The following is a 17154-nucleotide window of genomic DNA, read 5'->3' as shown; positions in this document are numbered from 1 at the left end:
ATTTAATACACTTGGCATACAGTAGTATGTAGTGCTTCAAATCATCTTTGAATTGGTGTAAAGCATTACGGAAACTAACTGGGGCTTTAGTTAAACAACAGTGACAGCAAAAAGAGCTTTCTCTTTTTATAGTATTAGATACTATTGGTTCCAAGGAAGGTCAGATGACAAGCACCAAAACCCGAGAGAAATCGAATTCGTGGAGCGGCTGCCAAAAATACTTAGCAGAAATATATATAAAAATAAGCTTAAATAGGACGCTGTTCGGTATTCTTAAGGAAACGAAATGAATGGACCATTCCTTTGGTAAAGAGAAGATAATTTCGTCTGAGAGCCCCTCAGCAACATCCATAATTTAGAATAAAAGCTAGGTTTGATCTTAGGACGATGCAAAGACGGATCTTCATATTTATATCAAATAAGATGAATATCCCCTATAAATGAATAATTTTAATCAAAATCGAATAAAATGTTCCCAAATATGAATTTGGGAACATTTTTATGCTATAATCGCCTCAGGAAGAGGTGGCAGTATTGCAAGGAAAACAGCCAAAGTTATTGCGAGATTTTCTTATTTATTTAACGACCATTAAAGGAAAATCCATGAGAACGCGGAAAGAGTATGAATATGATTTGACCCTATTTTTCCGATTCTTGAAGATTACATATGAAGGCTTAGAGATTGAAAAGATTAATGAGGTATCCATTCATGATCTTTCGATAGAGACGATTCGGGACATATCATTAGAGGATATGTATCTATTTATCGAATATTGTGAGACAGTCCGTCACAATAATGCATCTGCCCGGGCGAGGAAGGTAGCGACACTGAAGTCATTCTTCAAGTATTTAAAGGGGAAGAGACGGTTGATTACTGATAATCCTGCGGAGGAGCTTGAGAGTCCAAAGCTTAGCAAGAAAAATCCTATTTATATGAATCTTGAGGAGGCACAGCTTTTCCTGGCTGGTATTGAACGCAATCATCATTATTATCGTAATTATTGTATGATGATGTTCTTTTTGAACCTGGGACTGCGCGTATCAGAGCTTTGTTCACTAACCATGAAATCCATACAAGGAAATGCGCTTCTCATTTCAGGTAAAGGGGATAAGGAACGGACCGTTTACTTAAATAAGGCTTGCAGGGATACGCTCGCAGACTACATGAAGCATGAGCGTATTAAGCTTCAAGGGCCTATTGATGCGGATTATTTATTCCTCTCCCAAAAAGGCACGAAATTGTCTCGGCAGCAAGTAGCCCGTATCGTAAAGAAAATCAATGAGCAATCAGGTCTGAAAAAGGATAAGCTTACCCCGCATAAGCTTCGGCACACATCAGCAACGATTATGTATAAGAGTGGCGCTGATATCAGGAGCCTCCAGCAAATTTTAGGCCATTCCAATATATCCACGACACAAATCTACACACATATCGAGGATAAAGAAATCGAGAAAGTCATCAATAATAATCCGTTTAATCATTAGGTAATCCTCAACTAGAGGGCTTTTAAAATAAATAAGTTAATAATCAAAAGACTGCTCTCATAAGGATTGTACCTTTAGAATAAAAGGGAAGCTTCTATCCATTTTACAGTGTAAAGATGTGAAATGAATAATATATATAAGCATTTGCATAAAAATAAGAGGTGAAATTTGATGAGCTGGAATTTAAAGAAATTCGATGAATTAACGAATACTGAACTATATAATCTTTTAAAGGAAAGAACCTTGGTTTTTGTGGTAGAGCAAAATTGCCCTTATCTAGAGGTTGATGGGAAGGATCCTTTTTCGTATCACCTTTTTAAAGAAAACAATGGAGAAATCGTTGCGTATTTAAGGATTTTACCTGCAGGTGTCAGTTATGAAGAAGCTTCTATTGGACGGGTCTTTGTAAAGAAAGAATATAGGGGACAAGGATTTGCAGAAGAACTTTTGAAAAGAGGGTTAGATTATATTCAAAACGAATTAGAAGAAACAAAGGTTAAAATACAAGCTCAGGATTATTTAAGGAAATTCTATGGTTCCTTTGGTTTTCAGCCTATATCGGAGACCTATTTGGAAGATAATATCCCTCACGTGGATATGCTTTTAGAAAAATAACACACTCTTCATGATCGGTTAGGGATAGGCATTATATTAATGCATAGAAGTGATTAAAAATATGACACGAACACAAAGGGCATTAATCGAGAAATGGAGGATTAATGTCTCTTTATGTTAGATTTATTATTAGAAGTTAAGGACGGCATTCCAGTCATAAATGAAAATAATATCGTGTTTTTTATGAAGAAAAGTACTTAAATAACTAGCAACAAAGTAACGAAAAGAACCTATCAAAAAAGCATCTGCCCGACTTCTAAGAAGTTCAGGAGATGCTTACCTAACCATTTGCTTAAGAGAAAATATTAATCAGTTCATTGATAGCGAGTACAAGGAATAATAGAATGCTGACGGATAGAACGACGTTGGAAACTTTTTGCGAGCGGTCGACTGTTCCGACATATTCCTTTTTATTGAGTAAATAGATTAGTGTGATAGCCAAGAATGGCATAAAGATGGCACCGAGTGCACCATATGCGATAATTAACCCGACCGGTTTTCCAAGGAAGTGGAGCAGCATCGGCGGGAAAGTCAGCCATAGGACAAAGAATCGGTACGATTTTGTTTTGCTCAATGAATCTTTGCTTATATTGCTATGAGTAATTGTTCGGACGAAATCAGAGAAAAGATAAGGAACCCCATTCCATACACCTAATACAGATGTGAAGGATGCTGACCAGAAACCAATCAGGAATAAATATTTCACAGCAGGATGAAGCTCATTGCCGATAATTCCTGCGAAATCAACTAATCCTGCCTCTCCGGCGATGTTTACATCCGTTCCATACAATAAACCTGCACCCATGACCAATAAGGAAAGGGTAAAGATAGCGGTTGCAATATAGGCTACTGCTGAGTCCATTCGAATAGCGTGAATAAAGGATGGTGTCGTCCATTTCTTCTCTTGAAGCCAGTAACCGTAAGAAGCCATGGTCAATGAACCGCCTACGCCCCCGATTAAACCAAGTGCGTAAAGTAAAGATCCCTCTGGTAAGGCTGGGACAGCCGTTCCTAAGACATCGCCTAGCTGAGGTGTAATGATGAGTGCGGATCCAACTACTGTAATGAACATAATTCCGATTAATACGTTCATGGCAGATTCAAAGATTTTATATTTTCCGGACCACACGAGCAAGAAGGCAGCAATACCGTGAATGATTGCCCATTGCGTGAGTGTCAATTGCGGGAACAGAGCCGACATTGCGAGCGCACAAGAGGCTGTTCCAGCCGCACCGTATACGAATCCCCAAATAATCGAATAAACACCGAAATAACCAGTGGCCCATTTCCCCATTTTGTGCCAGCCTTCAAGCATCGTCATCCCGCTTGTCACATGCCAGCGGCCAACCCCTTCATTCAAGGCAAATTTCAATATAGATCCAAGGATGATGGCCCATAAGAAAACGAGCCCATAATTCGTGCCGGCAACAAGTGCGGCAACAAGATCGCCAGCTCCTACCCCTGTAGCGGCGACAATCAGCCCTGGCCCGATGATGGATTTCTTAGAAATCGTTGCATCAGGCTGCAAATCTGTTTGATGTGCTTGCATAAATATCCCCCCGTTTGTTATATGTCTTTCTTTGCTCACTTTTATTCTCCTATTATTGTGTCAAAATATCAAATATTTATATAATTCAAATTTTTAACTAAAAGAGAGTGGCAGCATTTTTGGCAATGACCGTATATTCGAGCTTCTCTAGAGTACGGGAATACTCTTTATCAACGAAACCATCGAGATTCTCTTCTAAATCTGCTAGAAACAACAACACAGCCGTATCTTTAAACCATTCATTTCCGCTTGTCGAAGAATGAGAGATACTCTTCCAGACATTCTGCCATATGGGACTATACACTCTTGGTTCTCCTTGCTTTAACGAACCATTTTTGAATCGGCTATGCCTGCGTTTGATTCCTGGTACCTCCTCATTCACAAGATTAAATATATGCGGCCAAAAATCCATGCGAGAACCTGTGTGAGGGGTGTCAAAGGCCCAAAGAGCAGTCATTTGTAATTGTTCCGGTTCAAACAGGATGGCATATAAATAACGGCCTATCTGAATGCGGTTGTGCAGTTCCTCAAACTGATGGATGGTTTTTCCGCGCAAGCGTAGTCTATCTTTTCCTGTTACGGATGGAAAAAGGATTTGATTCATTGACAGGAGATCCTGCAGCTTAAATTCGATCTTTTCAAATACATTTTTCTTCATCTGTTTATCCTTCATGACGGTCTGCTCCAAATGGTTTTGTTCATTCACCACCAATGCGAGGGTAATCATTTGTGAATCACTATTTTTCAAAAAGAAGGACCAAATGACCTCCATAAAAATAGACACATTGAAGGAAGATAGCAGATAGAAATAATTTTTTTGCTCGTGTTTACTTTTTTCATATAGCAACAATTGGGGAAATGCATCCGCAAAAATAATCCAGTTTCCTTTTTCTAAAAAGGCATAAAAGCCTTCGCTTTCTTGTTTGGACAGCAAGCTTGGCAGGAAGGTGCCCTTTAAATCGGTCATGTTCCATCCAGTATTGCGTGAGACCATGTGAGCCAGGAAGGACCAATGAACCTCTGGGTTTCGTCTATAGAAGTCTAGGTAAGCTTTTGTGCGCGTTACATTATTCAGGTTGCAACGGTTTGTTTCTGCTTGAAGAGCGGCGACTAGCTGTTTTTCTTTATCCGAAAGAGAGAGATGAGGCCGAGGCAAACGGAGCCGTTCGGTTAGTGCCGCTTGCAGAGGTAAATATTTTTTAGGCGTTTTATTTGCGTGCAAGAAAATCGGAAACGTCCTCCTTTCAGGCAACATGGTTACATGTTTTCTCCTTAATTTATTCTAAAATCATTTGCTTATTCCAATAGGGGTTGGCATGCAAATTGCATGATTATTCAGGAGAGGATTAATGGATCTTTAGATAAAGGCAATATGAAGGCGCTGCTGCAAGGAGGAATCATTAGCTGCTGTCATATTAGCTAGGAAACAGAGGAAGGTTGGTGAAGGAACGTGAACATATTAGAAGTGCCTGCAGTTAGTCTGCCGATGGAAGCGGATGAGCTTCGCCGGCAGGTGCGCGACTTTTTAACGAATGAGTTACAAGCAGGAAGAATTGAATCCAATTGTGATTGCTGGCTGAGCGGTTTTTCGGCTGATTTCTCCAAAAGATTAGGGGACATGGGCTGGATTGGCATGACCTGGCCAGCGGAATATGGAGGGCATGAGCGTTCCTCACTTGAGCGCTATACTGTCATTGAGGAATTGCTTGCATTCGGGGCGCCGGTAGCAGGGCATTGGATCGCTGACAGGCAATCAGGCCCATTGCTATTGAAATATGGGACAGAAGAGCAGAAACGTCACTTCCTGCCGAGGATTGCGAAGGGAGAATGCTTTTTCTGCATCGGGCTAAGTGAGCCTAATGCCGGATCTGATTTGGCAGCCATTCAAACAAGAGCCACAAAGACTAAGGGAGGATGGATTCTTAATGGAAGCAAAATATGGACTAGCGGTGCCCATTTCTCTCATTATATGATTGCCCTTTGCCGAACAGACGACCTGGATACACAAAACAGGCATGCGGGGATGAGCCAGATGATAGTTGACTTGTCATCTGACGGAGTAACCATTCGCCCCATCCTCTTAATGACGGGTGAACACCATTTTAATGAAGTCTTTTTCGATGATGTGTTTATTCCTGATAACCGATTGATTGGCTTAGAGGGTGAGGGCTGGGTGCAAAGCATGGCCGAGCTCGCTTATGAAAGAAGCGGGCCTGAACGCTTTCTTAGCACCTACCCCCTCCTTAATGAACTGACGAATTTTCTTCTTGAGAAAGAGGAACATGAAGGCTTGCTGGTGATAAGCAGGCTTACTGCCCGTCTATGGAGCTTACGTAATTTATCCATCGGAATTGCTGACCAATTAGATAAAGATGTCCCATCCGATATATCGGCAGCTCTTGTTAAGGATATGGGGACACAGTTTGAGCAAGAAATAGCAGACCTAGCCAGAGAATATACATCCGTCATTCCGTCTGTTCAATCCTCAGACCGGTTAAGCAGACTTCTGGCAGAGTCTATCCTCCAATCTCCAGGCTTCACACTAAGGGGAGGCACGACAGAAATATTGAGAGGCATCATCGCAAAAGGAGTGTTCAAGGCATGAGTGACATGCAAGCCATAATTCTGCAGAGCGCAAATAAGATTTTTTTAAAGCATATGACCAAGGATGCTGTTGATCAGGCTGAGAACGGGCATTTTCCAACGGATTTATGGATGGATTTACAGGAAGCCGGCCTGCTCCTCATAGGGATAGAGGAAGAGGATGGCGGGAATGGCGGGGACCTAGCAGATGGTTTGAAGCTTATGCAGCTTGCGGGTAAATTTTCAGCTCCAATCCCGCTAGCTGAAACATTGATAGGTAATTGGCTTTTAGCGGAAACAGGATTGGGAATAAGTACTGAAATGAAAAGCCATCCATCCTTGTATTCGCTTAATGAGAATCATATATCTTTTGAATCAGGGTGTATATCTGGCATGGTTCCTTATGTTCCGTATGGCAGGGAAGCAAATCATGTCATGGCTTTCTTAGAGCGGGGGCAAGAGCTGGAATTAGTTCTTCTTCCTGTTCAAGCGGCGAAGATTAAAACGGGCAAAAATTTGGCCGGTGAAGTGAGAGACACGCTCGTTTTCGGCAAGGTGCCCCTCAAAGAATTGGAGCATTGCCCGATTGCGCCAGAATTACGCGAGCGCATGATTTGTTTAGGGGCATTGGCGAGAATAGGAATGATGACAGGAGCGATGGAGAGAATCATGGAATTGACTCTCGAGCATGTGCAAACACGTCATCAGTTCGGAAAGCCCCTTTCCCGCCAGCAAGCTATCCAGCAGCATATAGCGCTTCTTGCCGGTGAACTGGCCGCTGCAAAAGCAGCCTTTAATAACGCCGTTGCCAGCATAGAAAGCGGCTATCTGACGAGAGATATCGCATTAGCTAAGATCCGTTTGAATGAGGGGGCAGGCAAATTCGCAAAGACAGCCCATCAAATCATGGCGGCTATCGGATTTACCCATGAACATAGCCTCCATCACAGCACCAGAAGGCTTTGGTCATATCGAGATGAATTCGGAAGTGAAGCTGATTGGTCTAAGGTAATTGCGAACCAGCTCAGACAACGAAATCAGAATGGAAATCAAAATGGATTGTGGGAATATATAACCGGACAACATACACCGAAAGGAGAAAGAAATGAGCGACTTACTATTTACCGTTAAGAATCAAGTGGCACGGATAACGTTGAATCGTCCTGAGCGAATGAATGCGTTTAGTGAAGATATGATTCATTCCTGGATCAAAGCTCTTGAACAAGTGCGTGATTCACAAGAGATTCGAGTTTTAGTCATTTCCGGAAATGGACGCGCCTTTTGCTCTGGCGGGGATATAAAGGCAATGGCAAGGGGAGAAGGATTCTTGGACCATGAGGGCAAGAATGATTATGCCTCCACTGCCCTTGACCGAAAAAACTCCCTGTGGAAGAATGTCCAGCGCATCCCGCTTTTACTTGCCGAAATAGACATCCCGGTTATCGCGATGATTCAAGGGGCTGCATTTGGAGCTGGTTTTGACATGGCGCTTGCTTGTGATATCAGGATTGCCGCCAGGAGTGCTAAAATCGCTGAAAGCTATGTGAAAGCAGGCATTGTCCCTGGAGATGGAGCTGCCTGGTTCCTGCCAAGGCTGATTGGCACCGACAAAGCATTGGATTTATTGTGGAATGGAACGGTGCTGGAAGCTGAAGAAGCCCAACAGCTCGGTCTACTTACATATGTCGTTGACGACAATGAACTTGAACCTTTTACCGAGCAATATATCGAAAAGCTCAAAGAAGGCCCGAAGGAAACGATGCGCTTTATGAAAAGAGCTGTCTATCAAAGCCGCCAGCTCGATTTAAGAACTTCATTGGATATGATTTCTTCTGCTATGGGAATTATCACGGAGCTTGATGATTATCAGGAAGGCGTTCAAGCACTCGTCGAAAAGAGAAAACCAAAGTTTAATTGACTGATAGGGAACTCATCTGAATTTCAGAGGGTTCCTTCTTTTTGAAAGGATATGTGGGAAGTCGGGGTAAACATAGGTTGGCATAAATCTTGCATGATAGACATTAGCTGGGATGAGGTTTTACGTGATTCGAAAATGAATGAAAAGAATCAAGAGTGAATCAAAATGGCTCGAAAGAAGGTGAGCCAGATCGAAACCTATATGTCTAGAGCTAAAATGATACAGGCAGATTTGGTATAAGGAGGCAATGGAAGGATGGAATCACTTGATCACGTAAGAAAACTATTTGAAAACAGTGCATTCAATCAGCATCTTAACATCAGGACGGATATTTTCGAAGCAGGGAATGTCCGGTGCACTCTGCAAGTCCAAGACCATCATTTAAATGTGAATGGGGCCGTTCATGGTGGAGTATTGTTCAGCCTGCTCGATTCTGTGATGGGAGCCACGATCAGGTCTAAGACAGGAATTCCGCTTGTCACAGTTAATATGTCGACTCATTATTTAGCCGCGGTTTTTGAGGGAGAGAAGCTAACGGCAAGGGCTGAAATTACCCATTTAGGAAGAAGCCTTGTCACAGCAGAAGGTTTTCTTGAGGGAGAGGACGGGCTTCTTAAAACTAAAGCCATAGGGACCTTCAAGCTTCTGAGGAAAGCATGAATCAGTGAAGAAAGCACCAATTGTCAAAATATTCTATTGTTTCATTGACGAAAACTTTTTTCACTCGTAAAATTTACTTATTACCATTTTTTTCTATATGAGGTGGGCTAGATGAATCAAACGAAAGAGAAACAGAAATATACGGTCCCCGCACTTGAAAATGCTTTTTCCATTCTTCGTTTGCTTAGCCGTAACCGATTTAAGGAATCTACCATCACGGAAATTTCCAATGCGCTCAATCTAAACCCGGCGACCTGCTACCGATTGCTGCGTGTGATGGAAGAGATGGCTATCGTGCGTTATATGGATGAGAAGAAACGCTATACGCTAGGTCCATATTTGGTCGTGCTAGGGGAGCGGGCAAAGGAGCATCTTGATTACTTGCTGGTCATCCAGCCTTATCTTGAGAGACTGACGAAGGAAACGCAAATGACATCCATACTAGTCAATAAGATTAATGAACAAAAGCTTGCCATTGTCAGCAAAGCAGAAGCGAGTGATTTTGGGGTGACCGTTTCTGTCGGCAGACATTTCTCCATCACGGACGGCTCATTTGGCCTTTGTCTGCTTGCTTATCTCGATGAAGAAAAGAGAGCGGCAATCTTAGAACAGAATACTGGCTTAAGGCCGTATTCACCCCATGAGATAGCCAGGATAAAAAAAGAATGTGAAGCATTAAGGAAACGCGGCTTTCACATTACATATGGCGAGTATATCAAAGGCGTATGCGGGATTGCGGCACCTATTTTCACTGAAGGCGGTAAGGTCGACCTATCAATTGAACTGATTGGCTTTACTTCACGCCATGATGAAGAAGACCTGCAAGAAAAGGGACGGCTGATCAAGGAAGCAGCAAATGAAATCAGCCGAAAGCTATCAGGAAACGAATGAAAGAAGGAGAGTGCTTGATGGGAGCTTTATCCGGAATCAAGGTACTAGATTTGACGAGACTTCTTCCCGGACCCTTTTGTACGCTCATGCTTGCTGATTATGGAGCTGAGGTCATCAAAATCGAAGAACCCGGAAGAGGAGATTATATTCGTTCAAGGGAACCTGCGGTCAATGGAATTGGCGCGAGGCACTTGACCGTCAATCGCAATAAAAAGAGTGTGGAACTTAACTTAAAGACTGAAACTGGCATTGCTATCTTCAACAAGATGGCTGGTGAGTCGGATGTGATAATCGAGGGATTCAGGCCTGGAGTGATGGAGCGCCTAGGAATTAGCTATGAACAAATCTCCAAGATCAATCCGCAGATTGTCTATTGCTCCCTCACAGGCTATGGGCAAACGGGTCCCTATCGTTCACTGCCTGGGCATGACATCAATTATGCCGGATATTCAGGAATTCTCAGTCTCAATGGGGAGGAAGATGGAAGGCCAGTCATTCCCGGAGTTCAGATTGCGGATATTGGCGGAGGGTCTCTGATGGCACTATCCGGAATCTTGATGGCTTTATTATATAAAGAGAAAACAGGAAAGGGCCAATACATCGATGTTTCTATGACAGATGGCGCTGTCACTTGGCTATATGCCGCAGCTTCAGATTATTTTGTTTCAGGAGATGTGCCTAAACGAGGGAAAAACCGCCTGGATGGGCAATTTGCCTACTATCAGCTCTATGAGACAAAGGATGGTGAATTTCTCTCAATCGGGGCATCAGAGAGGAAGTTTTGGGACCGTTTTTGCGAGCTGATTGACCGGCCTGATTGGAAGGAATTGCACGAGGGTAAAACCGAAGTTCAGACGAAATTGAAGCAAGAATTAACAAACTTGTTCAAGGAACGAACGAAACAGCAATGGATGGAATTGTTATCACAAGAGCAAACCTGTGTCGGACCTGTCAATACACTAGATGAGCTTTTCCATGACCCGCAAATCCAGGAAAGGGAAATGCTGATTGAGCAAGATCATCCTATTGCAGGCAGAATCAAGCAAATTGGGTTTCCTATTAAATTTTCAGCGACACCTGGTGAGCTTCAAACGTATGCGCCAATTCTGGGGGAACATACGGCAGAATACTTGAACAGCTTAGGGTATACAGAAGAGGAAATCAGGAAGCTTCAGGAGGAGAATGTTATAGGGAATTCTCCGCCTATTCATCAATCGTGAAGGGGAGTGAAGACCTATGAACCATGTCCATTACAATCGATTAGGAACTAATCAGGAGATAGCCGAAATCATCCTTGACCGTCCAGAAGCGAGAAACGCTTTTACGACAGATATGGCAAGAGAAATTCTAGAACTGTGCCAGACCATTCATCACAGTGAGGCAAGGGTGGTCATCATTCGTTCTTCTACAGAAGGGGCTTTTTGCTCTGGGGCTGATTTGAAGGAACGGAATGGGATGAGTGAGGATCAGTGGAAGGAACAGCACAAACTGTTTGAAGCGATGTTTCATCAATTGCAGGACATGAAGCAGCCTGTCATCGCCGTTGTCGATGGGTATGCTCTAGCCGGCGGATTTGAAATTGTCCTAAATTGTGATTTTATCATCGCAACGGAGCAGGCCATTTTCGGTTTGCCTGAGGTGACAAGGGGGATTATGCCGGGCGGAGGTGGTACAAGACTTCTGTCTAGGAGAATTCCCATGCATAAGGCAAAGGAATGGATTTTGACAGGGAGAATGATTCGAGCGCAAGAGGCAGATCAGGCAGGTTTGATTAACCGTCTCACAACAAGGCAGTCAATCAAGGAAGAAACACTCGCCTTTGTGGAAAAAATGGCCTCTAATGCACCGCTTGCCGTCCAATATTGCAAGGCGGCGCTTGATGAACTATACAGTGCAGATTATCGGGAAGCGCGGGAGCTTGAAATAGATTACTATAATCGCTGTGTTGATACAAAGGACCGACTAGAGGGCGTTAAGGCCTTTGTAGAGAAAAGACAGCCGCAATTCATCGGCAAGTAAATGTGAAAGGCAGGGGTAATATTCATGGCTTATGAAACGATCACGACAGACACACAAAACGGAGTATGTACCGTACGGTTGAACCGCCCGGAAGTAAGGAACGCACTTGGCCTTCTTGCTCGAAATGAATTGAGAGATTTTTTCTCTAAAGCCAGTGAGGATGAGGCTATTCGCAGTATTGTCCTTACTGGCAGCGGACCTGCTTTTTCAGCTGGGGGCGACCTGAGCCAAATGGAGGGGCTGGATCCTATAAAGGGAAGGAAAAGACTTCAAAGTGGACACGCGATGATCCAATCTATGATTCAACTGGAAAAGCCGATTATCTCAGCGGTCAATGGTGCTGCAGCTGGCGCGGGAGTCAGTGTGGCGCTCGCAAGTGACATTATCGTTGCTGCCAGCAGCTCCATATTCATCCAAAGCTTCGTCCATGTCGGTCTCATACCTGATCTTGGCTCGATTTATTTTCTTCCTAGATTAGTAGGGAGGCATAAGGCAATGGAATTGATGATGACTGGGGAAAGGATTTCTGCAGCCGAAGCCTATCGGCTTGGTATCGTTAATCAGGTAGTTGATGACGAGATTCTCTTAGATAAGGCCCAAAAACTTGCCCAAAAGCTTTCTGATGGGCCGTCCCATTCCATCGGCTTAACGAAAAGACTCATCAATCGGAGCATCCTCTCTGACATAGAACACACATTGGAAGAGGAAGGATTGGCTCAAGGAATCTGTTTCCAAACAGATGACTTCCAAGAAGGAAGAAAGGCATTTTTTGAGAAGAGAAAACCAAATTTCCGTACATGGACGGAGGGATAAGCATGAATGCGGCAGATCAAAAGGAACAGTCAAAATTTCATGAGGAGTTACGTCAAAGCGTGCGCAGTATTTGCAGGAAATATCCTGATGAGTATTGGCGTGAATTGGACGCTGAATTAGCATACCCCGAGGCCTTCGTAGAGGATATTACGAAAAACGGCTTTCTCGCAGCCTTGATTCCTGAAGAATATGGCGGTTCTGGGTTAGGGATTATGGAAGCTTCGATTATCCTTGAAGAGATAAACCGTTCAGGAGGCAATGCTGGTGCTTGCCATGCCCAAATGTATACAATGGGAACCCTGCTTCGTCATGGCAGTCTGGAGCAAAAACGCGCTTACCTACCAAAAATAGCTGATGGAACCCTTCGGCTGCAAGCGTTTGGGGTAACAGAACCGAATACGGGCACTGACACGACAAAGCTTCGAACATTTGCCGAAAAAAAAGGAGACAAGTATATCGTCAATGGCCAAAAGGTATTCATCTCAAGAGCTGAACATTCTGATTTGATGATATTGCTAGTCCGTACGACACCATTAGAGCAAGTCAAGAAGAAGACAGAAGGATTATCCGTTCTTTTAGTTAATTTAAAAGAATCGGTGGGTAATGGTCTGACCATCAAGCCAATCCGTACGATGATGAACCATGCTACAACTGAACTTTTCATGGAGGATCTTGAGGTTCCGGCAGCAAACTTGATTGGGGAAGAAGGGAAAGGTTTTCGCTATATTCTAGATGGCATGAATGCGGAGAGAATCTTAATTGCGGCCGAGTGTATTGGGGATGGCAGATGGTTTGTGGAGCGGGCCGCCAATTATGCGAAAGAAAGAGTCGTATTCAATCGGCCGATCGGGCAAAACCAAGGAATCCAGTTTCCGATTGCCAAAGCTCATGTGCAGATTGAAGCGGCAGACTTGATGCGAATCAAGGCATCAGAATTATTCGACCGAGGGGAAACATGCGGGGCGGAGGCTAATATGGCTAAACTCCTCGCTGCAGATGCTTCATGGGAAGCGGCCAATGCAGCCTTGCAGACTCATGGGGGATACGGATTCACAGAAGAATATGATATCGAACGAAAATTTAGGGAAACAAGACTGTATCAGGTTGCCCCGATTTCTACGAATCTCATATTATCCTATGTTTCAGAACATGTTCTCGGTTTGCCCAGGTCCTATTAAACAAGGGGGATAGAAGATGTTTTTTCCAAAAGAAGTGGAAATAATCGAAGTTGGCCCGAGAGATGGCCTTCAAAATGAACCGAACCCCATCACGACTGAACAGAAGAAAGATTTAATTGACCGGCTGGCTGATTCAGGCTTTAAACGGATTGAGACGGCCTCTTTCGTCCATCCAAAATGGGTGCCGCAAATGGCAGATTCAGAGGAAATTGCCGCTTATTGCAATCAACTTGGACTGACCTATATTGCGCTAACCCCAAATATGAAAGCATTAGAAAGAGCGCTTGCTATGGATGTGCCCCAAATAGCCGTCTTTATCGGTGCGAGCAACGAATTCAACAAACGAAATGTCAATCGTACGACGGATGAATCATTAAAAGAGGCAGAAATACTGATTAGAGAGGCTAAACACGAGGGGAAATTCATCAGAGGCTATATCTCCATGGCTTTCAAATGTCCCTTCCAAGGCTATGTGTCATTTGAAGAGGTTAATCATGTATGCAGCCGATTTGTTGATTTGGGAGTTGATGAGGTTGACATCGGTGATACAAACGGAAAGGCAGATCCAAAACTAGTGTATGAACGTTTTGCTAGATTAACGGATTTATATCCAAATCAAACATTTGTCGCGCATTTTCATGACACATATAAAATGGCGCTCGCTAATGTAATCGCTTCCATGCAGGCGGGCATTACAAAGTTTGACAGCTCTGCAGGAGGATTGGGCGGTTGTCCGTATTCCCCTGGGTCCACCGGCAATATTTCAAGTGAAGAATTGATTTATATGGTGGAAGAAATGGGATGTACAACAGGAATCAATCAACCGAAGCTCGCCGAAGCCGGCAAGTACGCAAAAGGATTGTCGAGCGTGAAGCTGAAAGGGGAATTTATATGAAAAATGCCGTAATGATCGATTCTGTAAGAACGGCTGTTGGACGAATGGGCGGAGCCTTGAAAGAGATTGAGGTTGATTATTTAGCCGCTAAGGTTATCAGCGAGATTGTCTCACGCACTGGGCTTGATGCCAATGAGGTTGATGAGGTCATTCTTGGGCAGGCCAAACAAAGCACGGATTCACCTAATATGGCAAGGCTTGCTCTCCTAAGAGCCGGATTACCCATCGAAGTATCGGGGTACACCGTCCATCGCCAATGCGGTTCAGGTGTCCAGTCGATAAATAACGCTCATCAGCAGATTATGTGCGGGTATGCGGATGTCATCATTGCCGGAGGGGCGGAAAGCATGAGCACGGCTCCCTATTATTTAAGGAACGCTCGATACGGCTATGGAGCAGGAAACGGTCTGCTCCTTGATCCAAATACAGAAAGTCAGCCAAGAGCTCAACCAATTGAGACATATGGACCTTTGACAATGGGGATGACGGCTGAAAACCTTGCTGAAAAATATGCTATTTCGCGTACAGAACAAGATGAATTTGCGCTCAGGAGTCAAGAAAATGCCAAAAGAGCCATTGAAGGAGGTCTGTTTGACGAGCAAATTGTTCCATACGAACTGAAATCAAGAAAAGAAACGGTGGAGTTCCGGGTGGATGAGCACCCTCGTGCGACGTCAATGAACAAACTCTCATCCTTAAAACCTGTCTTTAAGGAGAACGGATCGGTGACAGCAGGTAACTCAAGCGGCAGGAATGATGGAGCTGGAGTGGTCTTGATGATGTCTGAGGAAGCCTGTGCAAGATATGAGAAGAAGCCAAAAGCGCGTATTATCGCTCAAGCAACGGCCGGCGTATCCCCAGAAATCATGGGAATCGGACCAGCTCCCTCTACTAAAAAGGCGTTAAAGCAGGTTGACTTGAAATTAGAGGATATCGGTTTAATTGAGCTGAACGAGGCTTTTGCCGCCCAATCCATTGCCGTTATCAAGGAGCTCTCCCTTGATGTTAATAAGGTCAATGTGAACGGCGGAGCCATAGCCCTTGGCCATCCGTTAGGCGGAACTGGGGGCGTGTTAATGACAAAGCTCCTTCATGAGATGGAGCGCAGGGGAGAAAAATATGGAATGGTGACACTTTGCATCGGTGGCGGACTTGGCATCACAACCATCATCGAGAATTTACTCGTATAGGGAGAATGGGGGCAAATGATTCATGAATAAATCAGACTGGCTCCATAATTATAAGAATCGGCAGGTAAAGGCGAATGAAGCAATATCCGTCATTCAATCTCATAATAAAGTTTTTCTCGCTCCTTTTTGCAATGAACCGCAAACACTAGTGGAAGAATTGGTCCGCCAAAAGGACAGATTTGAACAAACCATTCTCTATACCCTCAATATCGGGAGCCCTTGTCTGTATGCCACTCCTGACGCCGAATCACATTTCATCATCCATAGCTTTTTGCATTCTGCCCGTCTAAAGCAAGCATATGAGAATCATTTCTGTGATTATTTGCCTGTTAACTTATCGCAGATTCCGGCTTGGTTGAAGGAAAATCCGGTCGATGTCGCCCTCATTCAAGTGAGCTCTCCTGATGAGTTCGGAAAATGCCATTTAGGCATCTCGGTAGACATCATTCACACGCTCATTGAGCAGGCAAATATCGTTATTGCCCAGGTTAATGAGGAGCTTCCTGTTACACATGGCGATGTATATGTTGATGTGGCAGAGATCGACCATTTTGTCCTATCCAATCGCCCTTTACTTGATGTTCCATCTGCAGCTGGACGTGAAGAGGAGAAAATCATTGGGCAGTATGTAGCAGAGATCATTCCTCACCGAGCAACCATTCAAGTAGGGGTCGGACGCCTTGCGGATAGTATCCTTGGCTCTCTGAAGGAAAAAAGGGATCTTGGCATTCATTCTGGCTCGATTACAGATATGGCTGTTGACTTAATGGAGTCCGGCGTTGTGACAAATGCCTATAAAGAAATCAACCAACATCAAACGATATGTACGACGCTGACGGGAACGAAGCGATTATATGCCTTTGCCCATCAGAATGAAGCCATTCATCTGCAGCCGGTAGAGTACACACATAATCCTGCTGTCATTGCTCAAATCAATCAGTTTTATTCCATTAATTCCGCACTTGAAGTGGACTTGTTGGGGAATGTCAATGCTGAGCAGGCAGGAAGATACCCGCTTGGAGGTGTCGGCGGGCAGATGGATTTCATCCTTGGCTCCCGTCTTTCTACTAGAGGGCGTTCGATTATTGCCCTGCCATCAACCGCCAAAAAAGGAACGGAATCAAGGATCAGGCTATCGACCTCATTTGTCACCTCAGTAAAGTCAGAAATTGATTATGTCGTGACCGAGTACGGAGTGGCCAGTTTATTCGGAAAGACCGTCAAAGAAAGGGCTGCCGAATTGCTCGCAATCGCTCATCCTGCCTTCAAGGATAAACTTGAATGGCAAGTAAAGCAAAATGGAAGTTGACTTAAAGAATGTGTGTCAAACAATAGAAAGCTGTAACCGCTAAAAAAAT

At 43.9% G+C, this 17154-nt stretch carries 16 protein-coding genes; 14 read left to right on the top strand and 2 right to left on the bottom strand.

What is annotated here, in order from left to right; translation table 11 throughout:
* The first annotated feature begins 534 nt into the window (after positions 1 to 534).
* Both CYL18_RS14285 and CYL18_RS14280 read left to right on the top strand, forming a co-directional pair.
* Complete coding sequence (locus tag CYL18_RS14285) at positions 535 to 1485, top strand: tyrosine recombinase XerC (RefSeq protein ID WP_104850206.1); 951 nt, start codon at positions 535 to 537, stop codon at positions 1483 to 1485.
* Positions 1486 to 1656: 171 nt separating this feature from the next.
* Positions 1657 to 2100, top strand: a complete 444-nt coding sequence (locus tag CYL18_RS14280; protein WP_104850205.1) for a GNAT family N-acetyltransferase — start codon at positions 1657 to 1659, stop codon at positions 2098 to 2100.
* Positions 2101 to 2392: 292 nt separating this feature from the next.
* Here the strand turns inward: CYL18_RS14280 and CYL18_RS14275 are convergent, their stop codons facing one another.
* Positions 2393 to 3649, bottom strand: coding sequence for an Nramp family divalent metal transporter (locus tag CYL18_RS14275; RefSeq protein WP_104850204.1), 1257 nt, complete (start codon positions 3647 to 3649; stop codon positions 2393 to 2395).
* Between the two features lie 97 nt (positions 3650 to 3746).
* On the bottom strand, positions 3747 to 4904 hold the full coding sequence (locus tag CYL18_RS14270; protein WP_104850203.1) for a DUF2515 family protein: 1158 nt from the start codon (positions 4902 to 4904) through the stop codon (positions 3747 to 3749).
* Positions 4905 to 5099: 195 nt separating this feature from the next.
* Here CYL18_RS14270 and CYL18_RS14265 point away from each other — a divergent pair, with 195 nt between their 5' ends.
* The 12 genes from CYL18_RS14265 to CYL18_RS14210 all read left to right on the top strand — a co-directional run bounded on the left by CYL18_RS14265 (position 5100) and on the right by CYL18_RS14210 (position 17105).
* A complete protein-coding gene (locus CYL18_RS14265) occupies positions 5100 to 6254 on the top strand; it encodes an acyl-CoA dehydrogenase family protein (RefSeq protein ID WP_236636488.1) in 1155 nt (384 codons plus the stop codon).
* The gene (locus CYL18_RS14260) at positions 6251 to 7363 is read left to right on the top strand and encodes an acyl-CoA dehydrogenase family protein (RefSeq protein WP_104850202.1); all 1113 of its coding nucleotides are present in this window, start codon (positions 6251 to 6253) and stop codon (positions 7361 to 7363) included. The genes CYL18_RS14265 and CYL18_RS14260 overlap by 4 nt, the downstream gene beginning before the upstream one ends.
* Positions 7338 to 8150, top strand: coding sequence for an enoyl-CoA hydratase/isomerase family protein (locus tag CYL18_RS14255; protein ID WP_104850201.1), 813 nt, complete (start codon positions 7338 to 7340; stop codon positions 8148 to 8150). The genes CYL18_RS14260 and CYL18_RS14255 overlap by 26 nt, the downstream gene beginning before the upstream one ends.
* A 255-nt stretch (positions 8151 to 8405) precedes the next feature.
* The gene (locus tag CYL18_RS14250; protein WP_104850200.1) at positions 8406 to 8810 is read left to right on the top strand and encodes a PaaI family thioesterase; all 405 of its coding nucleotides are present in this window, start codon (positions 8406 to 8408) and stop codon (positions 8808 to 8810) included.
* 111 nt (positions 8811 to 8921) lie between these two features.
* A complete protein-coding gene (locus CYL18_RS14245) occupies positions 8922 to 9701 on the top strand; it encodes an IclR family transcriptional regulator (protein WP_104850199.1) in 780 nt (259 codons plus the stop codon).
* A gap of 17 nt (positions 9702 to 9718) precedes the next feature.
* Entirely contained in the window at positions 9719 to 10921 is a 1203-nt protein-coding gene (locus CYL18_RS14240) for a CaiB/BaiF CoA transferase family protein (RefSeq protein WP_104850198.1), read from the top strand.
* A 16-nt stretch (positions 10922 to 10937) separates the two neighbouring features.
* Positions 10938 to 11720: an enoyl-CoA hydratase/isomerase family protein gene (locus CYL18_RS14235; RefSeq protein ID WP_104850197.1), complete on the top strand. Its 783-nt coding sequence runs from the start codon at positions 10938 to 10940 to the stop codon at positions 11718 to 11720.
* A 24-nt stretch (positions 11721 to 11744) separates the two neighbouring features.
* Positions 11745 to 12533, top strand: a complete 789-nt coding sequence (locus tag CYL18_RS14230; protein ID WP_104850196.1) for an enoyl-CoA hydratase/isomerase family protein — start codon at positions 11745 to 11747, stop codon at positions 12531 to 12533.
* Positions 12534 to 12535: 2 nt separating this feature from the next.
* Entirely contained in the window at positions 12536 to 13711 is a 1176-nt protein-coding gene (locus CYL18_RS14225) for an acyl-CoA dehydrogenase family protein (RefSeq protein ID WP_104850195.1), read from the top strand.
* Between the two features lie 16 nt (positions 13712 to 13727).
* Positions 13728 to 14606 carry a hydroxymethylglutaryl-CoA lyase gene (locus CYL18_RS14220; RefSeq protein ID WP_104850194.1) on the top strand — a complete coding sequence of 293 codons (879 nt, stop codon included), beginning with the start codon at positions 13728 to 13730 and terminating at the stop codon, positions 14604 to 14606.
* Positions 14603 to 15796: a thiolase family protein gene (locus tag CYL18_RS14215; RefSeq protein ID WP_104850193.1), complete on the top strand. Its 1194-nt coding sequence runs from the start codon at positions 14603 to 14605 to the stop codon at positions 15794 to 15796. Before CYL18_RS14220 ends, CYL18_RS14215 begins: the two co-directional genes overlap by 4 nt.
* Before the next feature lie 22 nt (positions 15797 to 15818).
* Positions 15819 to 17105, top strand: coding sequence for an acetyl-CoA hydrolase/transferase family protein (locus CYL18_RS14210; RefSeq protein WP_104850192.1), 1287 nt, complete (start codon positions 15819 to 15821; stop codon positions 17103 to 17105).
* Positions 17106 to 17154 lie beyond the last annotated feature (49 nt).

The organism is Pradoshia eiseniae (genome assembly GCF_002946355.1).
GTDB classification, from domain to species: domain Bacteria; phylum Bacillota; class Bacilli; order Bacillales; family Pradoshiaceae; genus Pradoshia; species Pradoshia eiseniae.
This window is presented reverse-complemented; position numbering and strand designations above follow the sequence as displayed.